The sequence below is a fragment of the Spirillospora sp. NPDC127506 genome, from assembly GCF_040302145.1.
GTDB lineage: Bacteria > Actinomycetota > Actinomycetes > Streptosporangiales > Streptosporangiaceae > Spirillospora.
This window is the reverse complement of record NZ_JBEORG010000001.1, coordinates 401,085-417,771: the sequence shown is the minus strand read 5'-3', so window position 1 is coordinate 417,771 and position 16,687 is coordinate 401,085. Positions and strand designations below refer to the sequence as shown.

Annotated in this window: 20 protein-coding genes; 6 read left to right on the top strand and 14 right to left on the bottom strand. The window is 72.3% G+C overall.

Annotated features, from left to right (window positions below):
* Nucleotides 1-151: 151 nt before the first annotated feature.
* Nucleotides 152-913 (top strand): SDR family oxidoreductase, encoded by a 762-nt coding sequence (locus ABTW95_RS02025; protein WP_396451259.1) that lies wholly within the window; start codon nt 152-154, stop codon nt 911-913.
* 58 nt (nt 914-971) lie between these two features.
* On the opposite strand, the gene hsaA is transcribed toward ABTW95_RS02025, so the two are convergent.
* The gene (gene hsaA / locus ABTW95_RS02020; RefSeq protein WP_396453257.1) at nt 972-2,138 is read right to left on the bottom strand and encodes a 3-hydroxy-9,10-secoandrosta-1,3,5(10)-triene-9,17-dione monooxygenase oxygenase subunit; all 1,167 of its coding nucleotides are present in this window, start codon (nt 2,136-2,138) and stop codon (nt 972-974) included.
* Nucleotides 2,139-2,286: 148 nt separating this feature from the next.
* On the opposite strand from hsaA, the gene ABTW95_RS02015 reads away from it, so the two are divergent.
* From ABTW95_RS02015 to ABTW95_RS02000, 4 genes are all read left to right on the top strand, one after another.
* Complete coding sequence (locus ABTW95_RS02015; protein WP_500223678.1) at nt 2,287-3,447, top strand: 3-ketosteroid-9-alpha-monooxygenase, oxygenase component; 1,161 nt, start codon at nt 2,287-2,289, stop codon at nt 3,445-3,447.
* Nucleotides 3,444-3,761, top strand: coding sequence for a ferredoxin (locus ABTW95_RS02010; RefSeq protein WP_396455158.1), 318 nt, complete (start codon nt 3,444-3,446; stop codon nt 3,759-3,761). The genes ABTW95_RS02015 and ABTW95_RS02010 overlap by 4 nt, the downstream gene beginning before the upstream one ends.
* A gap of 27 nt (nt 3,762-3,788) precedes the next feature.
* Nucleotides 3,789-4,577 carry an SDR family NAD(P)-dependent oxidoreductase gene (locus ABTW95_RS02005; RefSeq protein ID WP_396453272.1) on the top strand — a complete coding sequence of 263 codons (789 nt, stop codon included), beginning with the start codon at nt 3,789-3,791 and terminating at the stop codon, nt 4,575-4,577.
* A gap of 169 nt (nt 4,578-4,746) precedes the next feature.
* Nucleotides 4,747-5,658, top strand: a complete 912-nt coding sequence (locus tag ABTW95_RS02000) for an NADP-dependent oxidoreductase (RefSeq protein ID WP_500223676.1) — start codon at nt 4,747-4,749, stop codon at nt 5,656-5,658.
* Nucleotides 5,659-5,751: 93 nt separating this feature from the next.
* Here the strand turns inward: ABTW95_RS02000 and ABTW95_RS01995 are convergent, their stop codons facing one another.
* The 13 genes from ABTW95_RS01995 to ABTW95_RS01935 form a co-directional block, all read right to left on the bottom strand.
* The gene (locus tag ABTW95_RS01995; RefSeq protein ID WP_500223674.1) at nt 5,752-6,426 is read right to left on the bottom strand and encodes a response regulator; all 675 of its coding nucleotides are present in this window, start codon (nt 6,424-6,426) and stop codon (nt 5,752-5,754) included.
* On the bottom strand, nt 6,423-7,544 hold the full coding sequence (locus ABTW95_RS01990; protein ID WP_500223672.1) for a sensor histidine kinase: 1,122 nt from the start codon (nt 7,542-7,544) through the stop codon (nt 6,423-6,425). Before ABTW95_RS01990 ends, ABTW95_RS01995 begins: the two co-directional genes overlap by 4 nt.
* Nucleotides 7,541-8,260 carry a hypothetical protein gene (locus ABTW95_RS01985; protein ID WP_500223670.1) on the bottom strand — a complete coding sequence of 240 codons (720 nt, stop codon included), beginning with the start codon at nt 8,258-8,260 and terminating at the stop codon, nt 7,541-7,543. The genes ABTW95_RS01990 and ABTW95_RS01985 overlap by 4 nt, the downstream gene beginning before the upstream one ends.
* Nucleotides 8,257-8,976: an ABC transporter ATP-binding protein gene (locus ABTW95_RS01980; RefSeq protein ID WP_500223668.1), complete on the bottom strand. Its 720-nt coding sequence runs from the start codon at nt 8,974-8,976 to the stop codon at nt 8,257-8,259. Before ABTW95_RS01980 ends, ABTW95_RS01985 begins: the two co-directional genes overlap by 4 nt.
* A 218-nt stretch (nt 8,977-9,194) precedes the next feature.
* Nucleotides 9,195-9,776, bottom strand: coding sequence for a carboxymuconolactone decarboxylase family protein (locus ABTW95_RS01975; RefSeq protein WP_396453294.1), 582 nt, complete (start codon nt 9,774-9,776; stop codon nt 9,195-9,197).
* On the bottom strand, nt 9,766-10,101 hold the full coding sequence (locus tag ABTW95_RS01970; RefSeq protein WP_500223667.1) for a hypothetical protein: 336 nt from the start codon (nt 10,099-10,101) through the stop codon (nt 9,766-9,768). The genes ABTW95_RS01975 and ABTW95_RS01970 overlap by 11 nt, the downstream gene beginning before the upstream one ends.
* 158 nt (nt 10,102-10,259) lie before the next feature.
* A complete protein-coding gene (locus ABTW95_RS01965; RefSeq protein ID WP_500223666.1) occupies nt 10,260-10,808 on the bottom strand; it encodes a GNAT family N-acetyltransferase in 549 nt (182 codons plus the stop codon).
* A gap of 119 nt (nt 10,809-10,927) precedes the next feature.
* The gene (locus ABTW95_RS01960; protein WP_500223664.1) at nt 10,928-12,493 is read right to left on the bottom strand and encodes an AMP-binding protein; all 1,566 of its coding nucleotides are present in this window, start codon (nt 12,491-12,493) and stop codon (nt 10,928-10,930) included.
* A gap of 9 nt (nt 12,494-12,502) precedes the next feature.
* Entirely contained in the window at nt 12,503-12,700 is a 198-nt protein-coding gene (locus tag ABTW95_RS01955; protein ID WP_500223662.1) for a hypothetical protein, read from the bottom strand.
* A complete protein-coding gene (locus tag ABTW95_RS01950) occupies nt 12,693-12,944 on the bottom strand; it encodes a nuclear transport factor 2 family protein (RefSeq protein ID WP_500223660.1) in 252 nt (83 codons plus the stop codon). Before ABTW95_RS01950 ends, ABTW95_RS01955 begins: the two co-directional genes overlap by 8 nt.
* Nucleotides 12,935-13,195 carry a hypothetical protein gene (locus ABTW95_RS01945; RefSeq protein WP_500223658.1) on the bottom strand — a complete coding sequence of 87 codons (261 nt, stop codon included), beginning with the start codon at nt 13,193-13,195 and terminating at the stop codon, nt 12,935-12,937. Before ABTW95_RS01945 ends, ABTW95_RS01950 begins: the two co-directional genes overlap by 10 nt.
* Nucleotides 13,196-13,206: 11 nt before the next feature.
* Nucleotides 13,207-14,676 (bottom strand): FAD-dependent oxidoreductase, encoded by a 1,470-nt coding sequence (locus ABTW95_RS01940; RefSeq protein ID WP_500223656.1) that lies wholly within the window; start codon nt 14,674-14,676, stop codon nt 13,207-13,209.
* A 5-nt stretch (nt 14,677-14,681) separates the two neighbouring features.
* On the bottom strand, nt 14,682-15,593 hold the full coding sequence (locus ABTW95_RS01935; RefSeq protein WP_396447531.1) for a VOC family protein: 912 nt from the start codon (nt 15,591-15,593) through the stop codon (nt 14,682-14,684).
* A 144-nt stretch (nt 15,594-15,737) separates the two neighbouring features.
* On the opposite strand from ABTW95_RS01935, the gene ABTW95_RS01930 reads away from it, so the two are divergent.
* Complete coding sequence (locus tag ABTW95_RS01930; RefSeq protein WP_500223654.1) at nt 15,738-16,574, top strand: SDR family NAD(P)-dependent oxidoreductase; 837 nt, start codon at nt 15,738-15,740, stop codon at nt 16,572-16,574.
* Nucleotides 16,575-16,687: the final 113 nt, after the last annotated feature.

Here is a 16,687-nt window from a genome sequence, read left to right as displayed (position 1 = left end):
GGCGCGTCGCTGAGGGGGTCCTGTCAGGACCAGGGAACACGGGGGCTCTGCCACACCCGGCGCATGCCGCCGAAGCTTGAGGCCGTACCGCTCAAGGGCCCGGGAACCGCTCGGCGCCCAGGATCGAAAGCTGGATCGAAAGGACGACATCATGGATCTCTCCGGCCGCACCGTTCTCATCGTCGGCGGAACCTCGGGCATCGGGCGGGAGCTGGCCCGCCGGTTCGCCGCGGCGGGCAGCACCGTGGCCGTCGGCGGCCGCAACGCGGAGGCGCTGGCGGAACTCGCCGGGGAAGGGTTCGGCGCGTTCGGCGTCGACGTCACCGACGGCGCTTCCGTCGCACGCGCCCGCGACGAGGTCCTCGCCCGCTACCCCGAGCTGGACACCGTGGTGACGATGTCCGGGGTCATGGCCATGGAGGACCTGCGCGACCCCGCGCACTTCGAGACGGCGAAGACGACGATCGACACCAACCTGGTCGGCACCATCCGGGTCATCGACGCCTTCACCCCGCACCTGGTCGGGCGCGGCGCCGGCACGATCATCACCGTGACCTCCGGCATCGCCTTCCTGCCGTTCCCGCCCATGCCCACCTACGCCGCCTCGAAGGCCGCGGTGCACGCCTACTCCGAGGCGCTGCGCGCGCAGCTCGACGGGACCGGCGTCGGCGTCGTCGAACTCGTCCCCCCGGCCGTCGCCACGGCGGGCCAGGAGAAGGTGAACCCGCACGCGCTGCCGCTCGACGACTTCGCCGCCGAGGTCATGCGGCTGCTCTCGGAGGAGCCCACCCCGCGCGAGATCCTCGTGAAGGGGGTCCTCATGCACCGCTGGGCCGAGCGCGACGGCACCTACGACGGCCTCGTCGCGGAGCGCTCCAAGGCCCTCGCCATGCTTCCCGGACGCGCGGGCTGACCCCTCCGGGGGCGGGTCAGACGAGTTCAGGGGCAGGTCAGACGAGTTCGGGGGCGGGTCAGACGAGGTTGTCCTCGACCTTGAGGCCGAAGATGCCGCGGCCCCACATGGAGAGGGCGTGCTCGACGTCGTTCGCCACGTGGACGCTGCCGGCGTGGGCGTCGCGCCAGGCGCGTTCGATGACGTTGCCGCGGTGCAGGGAGTTCCCGCCGGCGGTCTTGAAGAGGATGTCGATCGCCTGGATGGCGCGCTCGGTGCCGCGCACCTGGTCGCGGCGGGCGCGCAGGCGCAGCTCCATCGGGATCTTCTCGTTGCGGGCCGCGTACGCGTGGATCTCCCGGACGTTCCGGTCGGTCTGCAGGATCGCGGCGTCGATCTCGGACGCGGCGCGGGCCACGGCGACCTGCGCGTGCGGGTCCTCGACGAAGCGGCCGCCGCCGAGGCTGAGCCGGATCCGGTCGCGCATCTTCTCCACGTAGAGGTCGTGGCAGCCCGCCGCCATGCCGATCACGCTGGCGGTGACGGTGCTGGTGAAGATCGTCCCGAAGGGCATCCGGTAGAGCGGGCCGGTGTTGACCTTGCGGCCGGGGTTGCGGAGCTGGGCCTGCTCGAAGTTGCGCATGGCGCGGTGGGACGGGACGAACGCCCGGTCGACGACGATGTCGTCGCTGGCGGTGCCGCGCAGGCCCATCGAGTCCCACACTTCGCGGATCTCGTAGTCGCGCCTGGGCACGAGAACCGTCATGAAGTCGACCGGGCGTCCCTCCGCGCCGACGACGAGGGCGCCGAGCAGGGCCCAGGACGCGAACTCCACGCCGGAGGAGAACGACCAGTGGCCGCTCAGCTCGTAGCCGCCGTCGACGGGGGTGAGGCGGCCGATGGGCGAGTAGGACGAGGAGATCAGGGTGTCGGGCCCGGCGCCCCACACCTCGCGCTGCGCCTCGTCCGCGAAGAGGCCGAGATGCCAGGAGTGGACGCCGAGGATCGCGGCGACCCAGCCGGTCGAGCCGCAGGCGCCGGAGATCGCGCGGACGACCTCGTAGAAGGCGACGGGGTCGTCCTCGGCGCCGCCGTAGCGGGCGGGCTGGAGCATCCTGAACACCCCGGCGGCGGTCAGCTCGCGCATGGTCTCGGCGGGGATGTGTCCCTTCTCGTCCACGGACCGGGCCCGTTCGGCGATGCCCGGCAGCAGCCCGCGAACGGCGTCCAGGACCTCGTTGCTCATCCGTCGACTCCCGTCTTCGTCGTCTGCCCATTGCAGCAGACCACGCGCGCGGGCCCGCACGGGGCTCCGCGTCCCGGCCACCGGGACTCGCCGTTCGGGACGGTGACCTGCGATCTAACGTTCGAATCACCCATCCATCGCTGAAGGGATGATCCACGTGACCGCAACCGAGTCGGACGCCGTCCGCGCCATCGAGGCGGAGGCCGTCACCTCCCGTTTCGCCCGGGGATGGCACTGCCTCGGGCTGGCCGAGAAGTACAAGGACGGCAAGCCCCACACGGTCAACGCGTTCGGGCAGAAGCTCGTGGTCTTCACCGGCGCGGACGGGAAGACGAACGTCCTGGACGCCTACTGCCGGCACATGGGCGGCGACCTGTCCCAGGGGACGGTGAAGGGCAACGAGATCGCCTGCCCGTTCCACGACTGGCGCTGGGGCGGCGACGGCCGCTGCAAGCAGATCCCGTACTCGCGCCGCGTCCCGCTGCGCGCCCGGACCGCCGCGTGGCCGACGATGGAGCAGGACAAGCTGCTGTTCGTGTGGAACGACCCGGAGGGGAGCAAGCCGCCGGCGGACGTGACGATCCCGAAGATCGCGGGCGCGACCAGCGACGACTGGACCGACTGGCGCTGGACCGAGACGGTCGTCCACACCAACTGCCGCGAGATCATCGACAACGTCGTGGACATGGCGCACTTCTTCTACATCCACAAGTCGTTCCCGACGTACTTCAAGAACATCTTCGAGGGCCACACCGCCACGCAGATCATGAAGGGCGTGACCCGGGAGGACGCCCGCGCGGCCCGGGGCGGCGGGGGCGGGCCGCGGATGCTCGGCAACACCTCGGTCGCGTCCTACCACGGCCCCTCGTTCATGATCGACGAGCTGACGTACCACTACGAGGGCTACGATCTGCACTCCGTGCTGATCAACTGCCACTACCCGATCGACCAGAACTCGTTCTCGCTGCACTCGGGCATCATCGTCCAGCACAGCGACGCGCTGCCGCCGGAGGCGGCGGAGGCGTCCGCGCAGAAGCTGTCGGACTTCATCCTGCTCGGCTTCGAGCAGGACATCGAGATCTGGCGGAACAAGACGCGCATCGACAACCCGCTGCTGTGCGAGGAGGACGGGCCCGTCTACCAGCTGCGCCGCTGGTACGAGCAGTTCTACGTCGACGTCGCCGACGTCCGGCCGGAGATGACCGACCGGTTCGAGTTCGAGATCGACACGACCCGTCCGGTGGAGTCGTGGAGGAAGGAGGTCGAGGAGAATCTCGCCCGCCGGGAGGCGCAGGGGGCCTCGGCGTGACGACCCGCCAGGACGACCGGCTGCTGGACGGCCCGCTGGTCCCGGTGGCCTGCCGCCGCTGCGCCGCCGAGGTGCTGGTGCGCAAGTCGACCTGGGAGCAGACGAGCATCCAGTGGAACGCCGCCGCGCGGGCCGCGTGCGTGGGCCTCCAGGACCCGCACGACACCTGCCCGGCGCTGCGCTCGGCGATCCAGGAGGCGGCGCTGACCGGCGCCATCAAGATCGTCGATGGTGAGCCGGCCGGGGTCCGCCCGGCCGTGGACGGAGAAGAACGATCGACGAAGAATGACCGACGAGTAATGGCCGACGAGTAATGGCCGACGAGTAATGATCGACGAAGAATGATCGACGAGTACGGCCCGTGGGCCGTCATCGCCGGCGGCTCGGAGGGGGTCGGCGCGGCGTTCGCGCACCGCCTCGCCGACGCGGGCGTCAACCTGGTGCTGATCGCCCGCAAGCCGGGCCCGCTGGCGGAGACCGCCGAGGCCGTCCGGGCGAAGGGGGTGCGGGTCCGGACGCTGGAGCTGGACCTGGTCTCCCCCGACCCGCTGAAGAAGGTCCGCGAGGTCACCGACGGCCTGGACGTCGGGCTGCTGATCTTCAACGCGGGCGCCAACGCCTACGGCCACGAGTTCGTCACCGGCGACCTGGACCGCTTCCAGGGCGTCATCGACCTCAACATCACCGCGCAGCTCGCCTTCACGCACCACTTCGGCGCGCTGATGAAGGCGCGCGGCAGGGGCGGCCTGCTGCTGGTCGGCTCGCTCGCCGGGTACATGGGCCAGGCGCAGATCAGCGTCTACTCGGCCGCGAAGGCGTTCGGCCGCGTCTTCGCCGAGGGGCTGTGGCTGGAGATGCGCGAGCACGGGGTGGACGTCCTGGAACTCGTCCTCGGCGTGACGCGGACACCGGCGATGGAACGCGCCGGGCTCAACATGGACATGCCGGGGCTGAACGTCGCCGAACCCGACGACATCGCTCGCGAGGGGCTTTCGCACCTGAAGGACGGGCCTGTCTGGGTCGCGGGCGGGAACTACGAGGCGGCGCAGAAGCGCGCGGGCTTCCCGCGCGACCGGAAGGTGCTGGGCGCGCACGAGGCCATGAAGCGGATGCTGCCCGACCCGTCCTAGCGTGCGCGGACGCGGGCTACTTCGCTCAGGAAGAGCAACCCGCCGCGGTCTGGTCTGAGATCCACGCCTTCGCCGTCCAGGACTGACTGGCGTGCCCGCGGGTCCGCGACTTGACCTCAAGTTTGGTTGAGGTTCTAGGGTTCCTCCTGATCGACGATTGGGGGCGACCATGCGGGTTGCGGGGTTCACCGAGCCGGGCGGGCCGGATGTGCTGAGGATTCTGGATCTTCCGGTGCCGGAGGCCGGGCCGGGCGAAGTGCGGGTTCGGGTGATGGCTGCCGGGGTGCAGCCGTTCGACCTGGCCGTCCGGGAGGGGTGGATGCCGCCGGGGACGCCGGAGGGCTTTCCGCGCGTGCCCGGCAACGAGTTCGCGGGCGTGGCCGACGCAGTCGGCGAGGGCGTCACGACCGTCCGTCCGGGGGACGAGGTGCTGGGCAACTGCCGGCTCAACGCCTACGCCGAGTACGTCACCGTCCCGGCCGAGGCGCTGACGGCGAAGCCGGCGAGCATGCCGTGGGAGGTGGGGGGCGGCTTCCCCGCCGCCGTCATGACCCCGCACATCGCGCTCGAGGAGATGGCGGTGGGGCCGGGCGACACCCTTCTCGTCCACGCGGCGGCGGGCGGGGTCGGCACGGTCGCCGTGCAACTGGCCCGTGTCGCGGGTGCGAGGGTCATCGGCACCGCCCGCGAGGCCAACCACGAGTACCTCCGCGCGCTCGGCGCGATCCCGGTCGCCTACGAGGACGGCCTGGAGGAGCGTGTGCGCGCGGTCGCGCCGGACGGTGTGGACGCCGCCCTGGACGGCGCCGGCGGTCACGCCCTGGACGTGTCCCTCGACCTGGTCAAGGACCGCTCCCGCATCATCACGCTGGTCGACCACGACCGTGCCGCCGGACTCGGCGTCCGGACGACGCCGCCCGAGAAGCGGTCGGCGTCGCGCGTGGCCGAGGCGGCACGCCTCTACGACGAGGGCCGCCTGCACATCCATGTGCGAGGGGTGTTTCCCTTGGAGCGCGCGGCCGACGCCCACCGGAAGGTCGCCACCGGCCACGGGCGCGGCAAGGTCGTGCTGACGACCTGACGCGTCGGCGGTCACGACGGGTCAGTGGTCACGGCGGGTCGGCGGTCACGGCGGGTCGGCGGTCACGGCGGGTCGGCGGTCACGGGTCGGCGGTCACAGGGCGTCGGGACGGCGGCCCGGGATGACGAGGCCGTGCTCGTAGGCCAGCACGACGGCCTGGACCCGGTCGCGGAGATGGAGTTTGGCGAACACGCTGCCGACATGGCTTTTGACCGTGGCCTCGGTGACGACGAGGCGCGCCGCGATCTCCTGGTTCGACAGGCCCTGGGCCACGAGGAGGAGCATCTCGCGCTCGCGCGGGGTCAGCGCGGCCAGCAGGTCCGGGGCCGGCGGGACCGGGTCGGTGCGGCCGGCGTAGTCCTCGATCAGCCGGCGGGTGATCGACGGGGACAGCAGCGCCTCGCCGTCGTGGACGACGCGGATCGCCTCCAGGAGCCGCTCGCGCGGGGCGTCCTTCAGCAGGAATCCCGACGCCCCGGCGCGCAGCGCGCCGAAGACGTACTCGTCGAGGTCGTAGGTGGTGAGGATCAGCACCCGGGGCGGACGGCCGGCCGCGGTGATCCGGGCCGTGGCCTCGACGCCGTCCATCCGCGGCATGCGGACGTCCATCAGGACGACGTCGGGCCGCAGTTCCGCCGCCCGCGCGATGGCCTCGCGGCCGTCCGCGGCCTCCCCGGCGACCTCCAGGCCGGGCTGGGTCCCCAGGAACAGCCGGAAACCGATCCGGATGAGTTCCTGGTCGTCGACGATGAGCAGGCGGATCGTCACGCGGGCTCCCCGATCGGCAGCCGGGCCGCGACCTGGAACCCGCCGCCGGGGGCCATGCCGGTCTCCAGCTCGCCGCCGAGCAACGCGACCCGCTCACGCATCCCCACCAGGCCGTGGCCGCCGGGACGACCAGGCTCGGCGGTGCCCGTCCCGTCGTCGTGCACCCGCACCTCCAGCTCCTCGCCGTAGCTCAGCCGCACCGTGACGAGTGTCGCGCCGGCGTGCTTCAGCGCGTTGGTCAACGCCTCCTCGATGATCCGGTAGGCGGACAGCGCCACGCCGCCCGGCAGGTCGAGCGGTTCGCCGGCGATCTCCAGCCGGACCGGCAGGCCCGCCGCGCGGTACCCGGCGATCAGCTCGTCCAGGTCCGCCAGGGACGGCTGCGGCCTCGTGTCCGCCGCGTGCGACCCGCGCAGCAGGACGAGGATCCGGCGCAGCTCGGCCAGGCTCTTCTCCGCGCTGGCCTCCACCTGCTCCAGCGTCCGCGCGGCCACCCGCGGCTCGGTGTCCAGGACGTCGCGGGCGCCGCGGACGCCGATCAGCATCACCGTCACCGAGTGGGCGACGATGTCGTGCAGCTCGCGGGCGATCGCGCCGCGCTCGCGCTGCGCCGCGATCAGGTCGAGCTGCTCCCGCTCCCGTTCGAGGGTGGCGGCCCGCTCCTCCACCGCCCGGACGTAGCGGCGGCGCGTCTGCATGTAGGCGCCCAGGATCCACGCGCCGACCGGCACGGGCGGGGAGGAGATGCTCGCGCCGGCCAGGAACACGACGACCGGTGCCAGCACCGCCAGCGAGACCCGCCGGTCGCGCGTTTCGGCGAGCGACCACAGTGAGACGACGACCGGCGCGCCGCCGGGCGAGTACCCGGCGACGGCCAGCACGGCCGCCGAGGCGACCGTCACCGCGGTCACCGCCACCCCGAACCGGCGGCGGGCCAGGAGGACCGCACCGGTGAGGACCGTCACCGCGATCGGCAGCGGCACGGCCTCGGTGCCGTCGTCGAACAGCAGCCCCACTTCCACGACGGTCGCCGCCACGGCGACCGCGATGTCGAACAGCAGGGAGCGGTGCGCGGCCCGCAGGCCCCGCACCGCCCCGACCCGCTCCGCGATGTTCACGCCAGGTCTCGCCGCCGTTCGCACGCGACCGCGACCAGCACCGCGAGCACCGTCCAGGCCGCGAACACCGCGCCGGCCTGCGGGACCGTGAGCGTCGTGTCGTGGGTCCCGCCCGTCATGACGTCCGCCGCCCCGAACGGCAGGAGGTTCGCCTCCCGCTCCCACGCCCCGCTCAGCAGGGGCTGCACCACGAGGGCCAGGATCAGCAGGACCACCGCGCCGGCGACCGGGCCGCGGATCAGCGCACCGAGCGCCGCGCCCAGCACCGTCGCCAGCACGAGCGCCAGGACGTTGCCCGCCACGACCCCGGCCACCTGGCCGGACGTCAGGGCCGGGCCGGGCTGGTCCGCCAGCAGCGGCAGCGCCACGCCGACCGCGACCGCGTTGATCAGCAGCGCCAGCCCGAGCCCGGTCAGCGCGTACGCCGCGATCCGCACCGCGAGGACGGTGCCGCGGCCGCGCCGGGCCGCCAGCGCCGCCGGAGCGGCGGTCCGGTGGCGGTACTCGCCGGCCGCGCCGACCAGCCCCCAGAGCAGCAGCAGGACGGGGAGACCCGACAGCGCCTCCTTCTTCTCCGGCACCTCGTCGAGCGTCCCCGACGCCACGGCGATGAGCACGGCGTTCAGCACGGCGAACGCCGTCCCCCCGGCCGCGAAACCCCACACGGCCCGGGTCGTCACCGACTTGAGCAGCTCCCCGCGCAGCAGGCCGATCATCGCTCCACCCCTCCGGTGAGCTCGAGGAACACGTCCTCCAGCGACTCCACCTCACTGATCGGCCCCTCGTGCACCAGCCTGCCACGGTCGATGACCACCACGTCGTCGACCGTCTGCGCCGCCTCCGCGAGCAGGTGGCTGGACAGCAGCACCGTGCCGCCCTTCGCCGCCCGTTCGCGCAGCATCGTCCGGAGCCGGCGGATCCCCTGCGGGTCGAGGCCGTTGGCGGGCTCGTCCAGCACGAGGATCTCCGGGTCGCCGAGCAGCGCGGCGGCGAGCCCGAGCCGCTGCCGCATCCCCAGCGAGAAGGCGCCGACCCGGCGTCCCGCCGCCGGCGTCAGCTCGGCGATCTCCAGGACCTCCTCGACCCGGCGGCGCGGCAGCCCCGCCGCCAGCGCCAGCGCCCGCAGATGCGCGCGGGCCGACCGCGCGGGGTGCGCGCCGCACGGCTCGATGTGGACGCCGACCCGGCGCGCGTCCGGCACCACCGAGCCCACCGGCGCGCCCAGCACCGACACCGTGCCCGCCGACGGCCGCGCCAGCCCCGCGACCGCCTTCAGCGCCGTGGTCTTCCCCGCGCCGTTCGGGCCGAAGAACCCCGTCACCGCGCCCGCCCGGACCGTGAACGTCAGGTCGTCGACCACCGTCCGCCGGCCGTACCGCTTCGTCAGCCCCTCGACCGTGATCGCCGGGCCGGCGTCCCTCTGTGAAGTCATGCCGCCAGCTTCGGCCGCCCGCATCTCCCGGTCATCCGACCACGGTCGAAACCCGCCCTCCGACCGCAGCATGACTCCCGCCGCAGACCGCGCACAGAGGAAGTCGCGTACAAGCACTTCTGGCCGCTCCTGTCGGTGGCGGCACATACCGGCGGATCATCCGGCCGGCCGGCTCTCCCGCGCCCACCCGCCGGCCCGTGGCCCCGCAGATTGCCCCGTTATCGGTAGCCGCGTTTGAGCAGGTATCTGGCACCCGCGTCGAAGCCTTCCTGGTCGAGCAGTTCGAAGCCGAAGGCGTCGGCGAGGCGGTCGGTGATGTTGAAGGCGGCGCAAACCGCCAGCGCGTCCCGCACCTGCCGGGGCGTGGCTCCGGCGGCCAGCACGTTGCGCATGTCGTCGGCGCCGACCTTGCCGTCGCGGGTCAGCTTGCCGAGCATCCGCAGCGTCTCGCGCAGCGCCTCCCCGACGGGCGCCGTCTCCAGGTCGTCCAGCACCGACGCGACCAACTGCCCGTCCTGGTAGGCACGGCTCGCCGTGGCGCTATGCGCACCGATGCAGAAGGCGGAGCCGTTCACCTTGGACACGTACGCCGCCATCAGCTCCCGGTCGCCCACGGACCAGTCGGACGGCCCGCGCATCGCCTCATGGGTGAACTCCTTGGCCCGGGCACCGTAGAAGTCGGGCCGGTAGAAGACCAGCTTGGCGGCGTCCGGCAGCGGACGTCCGGAGAACAGCCGGATGACCCCGAACAGCACCTTGGTCTTCCGGGCGTAGCCGCTGTTGAGGACGTCAAGACGCATGATCCGGCCCCTCCCCCATGGTCGCCTCGGCCAGAGCAGCCAGCCCAGCCTCGTAGAGCCGGTCGGACTGCCCCACCGCAGCGCACACCACGAGCTCGAAGACCCCGTCCTCGCTGTATCCCGCCGCTTTTGCCGCCGCCAGATCAGCGTCGCCGACCTGCGCGGGCCTGTTGACGACCTTGTCGACCAGGGCGTCCAACGGCGGGGAGAGGCCCTCGTTGCCGAAGGCACGCGCCCGCTGCTCCGCAGATGCCTTGCCTTCCGCGCTCAGCACGTGCTCGACCAGCGCCCGGTGCGCTGCTCGCTTCCTGTCGTCGTCCGGCATGGCAACCTCACTCCTCTGCAGCCGACACTCCCCTCACCCACTAGACGATCGCCACACCCCCGAACGCGACATCATCACAAGAATTCAGCCACCCCGCCCCCTCAGGTAGAGCGCGTTTGCGTCCGCCCGAGCCATGGTTCAGTGCGGCGGGCTGTGGCTCAGAACTCGGGGAGGGACGGGTCAGGGGTCCATGGGGGCGGGGCGGTAATGGACCAGCGTTCGTGGTCCCGCCAGTCTCCGTCGATATAGAGGTAGGCGGGCGAAAGTCCTTCGTAGTGGAAGCCGAGCCGCTGGACCAATGCCAAGGACGCTTTGTTCCCCGGCTGGATGTTGGCCTCCAGCCGGTGCAGCCGCAGCTCGGTGAAGGCGTGTTCCAGGGTGGCGGCGAGCCCTTCGGTCATGTAGCCGCGGCCTGCGGAGGGGGCGAAGGCCGCGTAGCCGAGGGACGCTCCCTGGTAGCGGCCCCGGATGATCGAGTTGATGTTGACCATGCCGGCCGCTGCGCCGGTCTCCCGGACGCGGACCAGAAAGCCCCGGTTGGCGCCGTCGTCGAAGCGGCGCATCCAAGCCTGGAACTCCTCCGGAGTCGCGGGCAGCTGCACCCACGGCCGGTGCAGTTCGGTGCTGGCCTGCACGAGCGAGCAGAACTCGTCCTGGTCGGAGCGTGTGAGCGGGCGCAGTTCGACCCGTGACGGCGTCTTGGGCATGGATCAACGTTAGGACGGGACTGGCACGCCCCTGGCTGGAGTTGTTCAACCTGCCGTCGCAGGCAGTGTTCTCTGGGGGTTCTCTGGGAGGGCACAGGCGAAAGCGGGCAGTCCGGTCGTCAGGGCGTTCGGAGCGTGTAGGTGCCGTTGCGGTGTTCGTAGATCGGGTCGGTGGTGTTGCGGGCCGCCTCGCGTAGCGGGCGCTTGACGACCTTGTTGGTGGGGGTGCGCGGCAGCGCGTCCACTATGCGGATGTAGCGGGGCGTCCACTTCGTGCCGAGGTCGGGCTGGGCCTTGAGGAAGGCCATGAAGGACGACGGGTCGAAGGAGCGGCCCGGGGCGAGGGCTGCGGCGGCCATCACCTGGTCGCCCACGTGGTCGTCGGGGACGGCGTAGACGGCCACCTCCGCGAAGGGCTCGTAGCGGGCCAGGAGGCGTTCGACGGGGGCCGCGGCGAAGTTCTCCCCGTCCACGCGCAGCCAGTCGTCGGTGCGGCCGGCGAAGTACCAGTAGCCGTCGGCGTCGCGGTAGGCGAGGTCGCCCGACCACGTCCAGCCGTTGCGGACGCGTCTCGCCGTCGCCTCCGGGTTGTTGTAGTAGCCCTCGAACTTGCCCGCGCCGTTCGTGTCGACGATCTCGCCGATCGCTTCTTCCGCGTTGAGGAGCGTGCCGTGGGCGTCGAACCTGGCCGGCGGGCATTCCTGGAGGGTGTCCGGGTTGATGACCAGGGTGCCCTGCTCGGCCACGCCCAGGGAACCGGGAGGTGTGCCGGGGACGCGGTTCAGCCGGATCTCGCCCTCGCTGGAGCCGTAGGAGTCGATGACCGTGCAGCCGAAGCGGCGGGCGAACTCGTGGATGTCGCGTTCGTTCGCCTCGTTGCCGAAGGCGATGCGGAGCGGGTTGTCGGCGTCGTCCGGCTTCTCCGGGGTGGCCAGGATGTAGTTCAGCGGCTTGCCGACGTAGTTGAAGAACGTGACGCCGTAGCGGCGGACGTCCGGCAGGAAGCCCGAGGCCGAGAACTTGCGGCGGAGCACCATGCGGCCGCCTGTTGCCACTGCCGGGGCGATCCCCGCCATCAGCGCGTTCGAGTGGAACATCGGCATGACCACGTAGAACACGTCGTCGCGGGTGAGCGAGCGGCGGTCGCGCTGCTGGACGGCGATCCGGCCGAGCCTGCCCTGAGTGCAGATCACCGCTTTGGGGGCCGACGTGGTGCCCGAGGTGAAGACCAGGGAGAAGATCGTCTCGGGGGCGACGGGGAGGACGTCAGCCGGCGGGGCCTCCAACCGGTCGGTGTCGACGGTCAGCGTCGGGACGTCCGCCAGGCCGTCCAGCAGCGATGCGCGGGACGTCTCCGTGACCAGGAGCGCGCAGTCGGTATGAGCGATGTCGCGAGCCAGCTCGGCACCTCGCCGGGTCGGGTTCAGCTCGACGACCGGCACGCCGGCCAGCGCCGAACCTAGGAGCCAGAACAGATGCTCCGGGCCGTTCTCCAGGAACAGGCCGACGTGTCCGCCGGCCGAGCGAGCGAGGGTCGCGCAGCGCAGGGCCTCCTCGATGACCTCGCGCCACGTCCAGGACGCGTCCTCGAAGTTCAGGGCAGGACGGTCGTCGTCCGCGCGAGCCGCGACGAGCTCGGCGAACGTGATCTCGTGGTCCGGACGGTCGTCTCGCAACGCGGGCATCGGCACTCCCTAGGCGCGGTGGGGGCGGTTCGTACAGTCGAAGTCGGCGCGGACGAACCAGCCGGACGCGGCCAGGGTCCCGCCGTCGACCGGGATCGTGTGGCCGGCGACCGCCAGGTCGCCGCCGGCTGCCAGGCGGCGGGAGATCGCCCCGCCCATGCCGAGCGCTCCGCCCTTGGCGACGCTGACCCGGGGGTTCTCACTCACCGCGCCACCTCCGGACGGGACGGATCCCGATCGAGTCGATGCGCTGCTCGCGGCGGGCGATCCGCCAGGTCCGGCCGTCCAGCCGGTAGACGTCGGTGTACCGGCAGTGCCAGACGAGGTCGGACACGCCGTCCCCGCGTGCGCTCATGTGGTGGGCGACGCAGGCGATCTCGCCCGTGGCCGTGCCCGGCTCCGGCCCCGCGTCGAACACCTGGCCCGCGAGCGCGTGGAAGGTCAGCGGCATCCGGTCCAGCACCGACAGCGTCGCGACGATCTCCGATCGTCCGGGTCCGGGATGTCCAGGTCGTCGGCCAGATCCATGCGCCCGGACGCGTCGTAGGGGTAGACGCTCGCGTAGCCGCTCGCCACCACCGTGTGCTCGACCGCGCCGACCGATTCGAAGCCGCATGCCTCGGCGTGCCGGACGTACGCGCCGATCCACGCGGGATCGGCCGTCACGCCCGCCGCCACGGGGGGCAGGACGGCGTACCTCATGCGCGTGCCCCTCAGTCCGAAGCTGCGGCGGCGGCCCGCCCGGCGCGGCGGCCGAAGAACGTGCCGTCGCCCAGGGACGTCCCGCTGATGTAGCCCTCGCCGTGGATGCCGGAGGCCGTGCGCCCCGCCGCGTACAGGCCGGGGATCGGTTCGCCGGAGTTGTTGCGGACCTCGCCGTCCACGGTGGTGTCCAGGCCGCCGAGGGTGAACCCGCCGGCGCCCGTCCCGGCGCCGTGCCTGCCCGCGCCGAAGAACCCGTCGCGCGGGTCGATCGCCGCGAACGGCCCCTTCAGCGGACGCAGCCACCTGGCGTCCTTGTGGAAGTAGGGGTCCTCGCCCCTCTCCGCGTACCGGTTGTAGGTCTCGACGGTCGCCTCCAGCGAGCCGGGCGGCAGGCCCAGGGACTCCTCCAGCTCCGCGATCGTCTCGGCCGCGTGCTTGGGGTGGACGCCCCACATGTCCGCTTCGGCGATCTCGTCGTACCCGGCCTCGTCGATGATCGCCCAGTAGGGGCCGGGCTGGTGCTGGACGGCCCGGTGGCTGAACAGGCCCGGGTAGACGTCCTCGTTGATGAAGCGGCGGCCGAGGCCGTCCACGAGCATGCCCCGGCAGATGACGGCGGGGTTGGCGGTGAGCGCGATCTCCACCGTCGCCATGCGGCGGGTCGCGGCGCCGACCGCGGTCGCCATGCGGATGCCGGACCCGTCGCTGGTGCCGTCGCTGACCTTGTCGTGCCCGAGCAGCACCGGCGCGTGGTCGGCGAGCATCTCCTCGTTGTCGACGAACCCGCCGGAGGTGAGGATGACGCCGCGGCGGGCCCGGTAGGCGACCCGTTCGGAGAACCTGCGGGCGACGACGCCTGCCACGCGGCCGCCGTCCACGACGAGGTTGGCGGCGTAGGTGTCCGGGTGGGCGGCGGCGCCCGCCTCGGCGACGGCCGCGATCAGCTTGTCCATCAGGATCCCGCCGGCGAACATCGGCGTCTCGGGGCGGTGCCCGCGCGGCGCGGGCCTGGCGATCGTGTTGTACGGCCAGGCGTTCTCGCCGAGCCACATCAGGCCGTCCTCGGTGTACGGCATCCAGCCCGGCGCGTCGAACAGGCTCTCCTTGAACGGGACGCCGCGCGCGCGGAACCACTCGAAGTGCTCGACGCTCTCGTCGCAGTACAGCCGCAGCTTCTCCTCGTTGGCGTGCGGGCCGAGCGCCGCCTTGAGGAACGCGAACATGTCGTCGGGCGTGTCGTCGAAGCCGCACGCCTTCTGCACCCGGGTGCCGCCGCCGAGGTACAGCTCCCCGCCGGACTGCGCGGACGTCCCGCCGGGGCCGCTCGACCGCTCCAGGACGAGCACGTCCGCTCCCGCCGCAGCCGCCTCGTACGCGGCGGCGGCGCCGGCGGCGCCGAAGCCGACCACGAGCACGTCGCACTCGTGGTCGAAGTCCGCCTCGGCGGCGTCGACCGGCTCCACCGAAGGCTTCGCCATCGGCGTCAGCCCTTCTTCTGCGGGACGAACGCGGCCAACGGCTCGGAGCCCGACCAGTCGTGGCCCCAGTAGCTGTCCTTGGTGATCTCCTCGGCGGTGTAGTACGTCTCGTCCACGAGCATGCCCTCGCAGCCGTACTCGATGTCCCAGCCGCCGGGGGCCCGGACGTAGAACGACACCATCTTGTCGTTGGTGTGCCGGCCCAGCGTGGACGAGATCGAGAAGCCCTTCTCCTTGACGGTGTCGAGCGCGATGCCGACCGCGTCCAGGGTGTCGACCTCCACCATCAGGTGGACGAGGCCGGGGTCGCCGTCGTGCGGCGCCGGGCAGATCGCGAGGCTGTGGTGCCGCTGGTTGACGCCCATGAAGCGGATCCGGACGGCGCCGCCGCCGACCTTCATCGCGCCGCGCGGCAGGAACCCGAGCACCTCGTTGTAGAACGCGGCGGTCTCGGCGAAGTTCGGCGTCGGCAGGACGACGTGCCCCATGCCCATCGGGCCGGTGACGAACTTCTGCGCGAAGCCCGTGCGGACGGGGCTGTGGTCGAGCACCGGGCCGAAGAACACCTCGACGGGCGTGCCGCCCGGGTCGGTGAACGCGATGACCTCCTCGGCGTCGCGCTCCGCGGCCTCCTCGGCCGACAGCGCCGCGACGGCCGTCCCGGACTTCTCGACGGCCTCGCGGACCGCGGCCAGCGCGAACTGGTCGCGGACCTCCCAGCCGACGGCCAGCACCCGGTCGCCGTCGCCGGGCAGCACCTGGAGGCGCGAGCGGCGCTCGTCCATGCGCAGGTACAGGCCGTCGGGATCCGGGCCGCCGCCCTCGGCGAACCCGAGCCCTTCGAGGGCGAACTCGCGCCAGCGGTCGATGTGGCGGGTCTGGACCCTCAGATACCCCAGCCCTCGGATCTGCGTCACTGTCCTCGGTCCCTTCGATGTCGCGGGCCCGCGCTGCGGCGGTCCATGCTCAACCTGCCAAACCGGCCGGGGCGCCGCCCGCGCCTTCCCGCTCAGTGAGAGTCGCGCACCGGCCCGGGCCGGGCGAGCGGGGATGATCGCGGGATGACTGCAACGAGACCTGTCGCGCTGGTGACCGGGGCGAGCCGGGGCATCGGCCGGCGGACGGCGCTCGCGCTGGCCGCCGCCGGGCACGACGTCGCGTTCACCGCGCGCACCGTCGACGAGGGCGAGGGCCGGATACCGCCGCGGCACGGCACGGGCGACGCCATACCCGTCCCCGGCAGCCTGGCGCGGACGGCGGCGGAGATCGAGGCGCTCGGCGCGCGGGCGCTCCCCGTCCGGATGGACCTGCTGGACCGGGAGAGCGTGCGGGCCGCCGCGCACACGGTGCTGGACGCCTGGGGCCGGGTGGACGTCCTGGTCAACAACGCGGTCGCGCACGTCGCCGGCACCCACGAGCGGTTCCTCGACCTGGACGTCGGCGTCGCCGAACAGGTGGTCGCCGGCAACTACCTCAACCAGATCGTGCTGCTCCAGGCCGTCCTGCCGGCGATGCTCGGCCAGGGCGGCGGGACGATCGTGAACCTCTGCTCGGGATCGGCGGCCGGCGACCCGCCCGGACCGCCCGGCGAGGGCGGCTGGGGCGTGGCCTACTCGGCGTCCAAGGCGGCGTTCGGGCGGCTCGCGGGCGCGATCAACGCCGAGTACCTGCACCGCGGCGTCCGCGCGTTCAACCTCGACCCCGGGTTCGTGATCACGGACGCGGGCGCGGCGCGCGGCGGCCTCGACTCCCTCAAGGAGGAGGGCTTCGAGGCGACGCCCGAGGAGGCTCCCGCGGCGGCCGTGGTCTGGCTCGCCGCGAACCCGGAGGCGGAGAGGTTCCTAGGCCGCGTGATCTGGACGCCCAAGCTGGTCGAAGACCTCGGCCTCCTTCGTTGACCTGCGGCGTGTCGCCCTTAACGGCGCGTTCATAAGGGCAACACGCCGCAAGTCGGCGGGGCGCTCAGATCGACGGGGCGCTTAGATCGGCGGGGCGCTTAGATCGGCGGGGC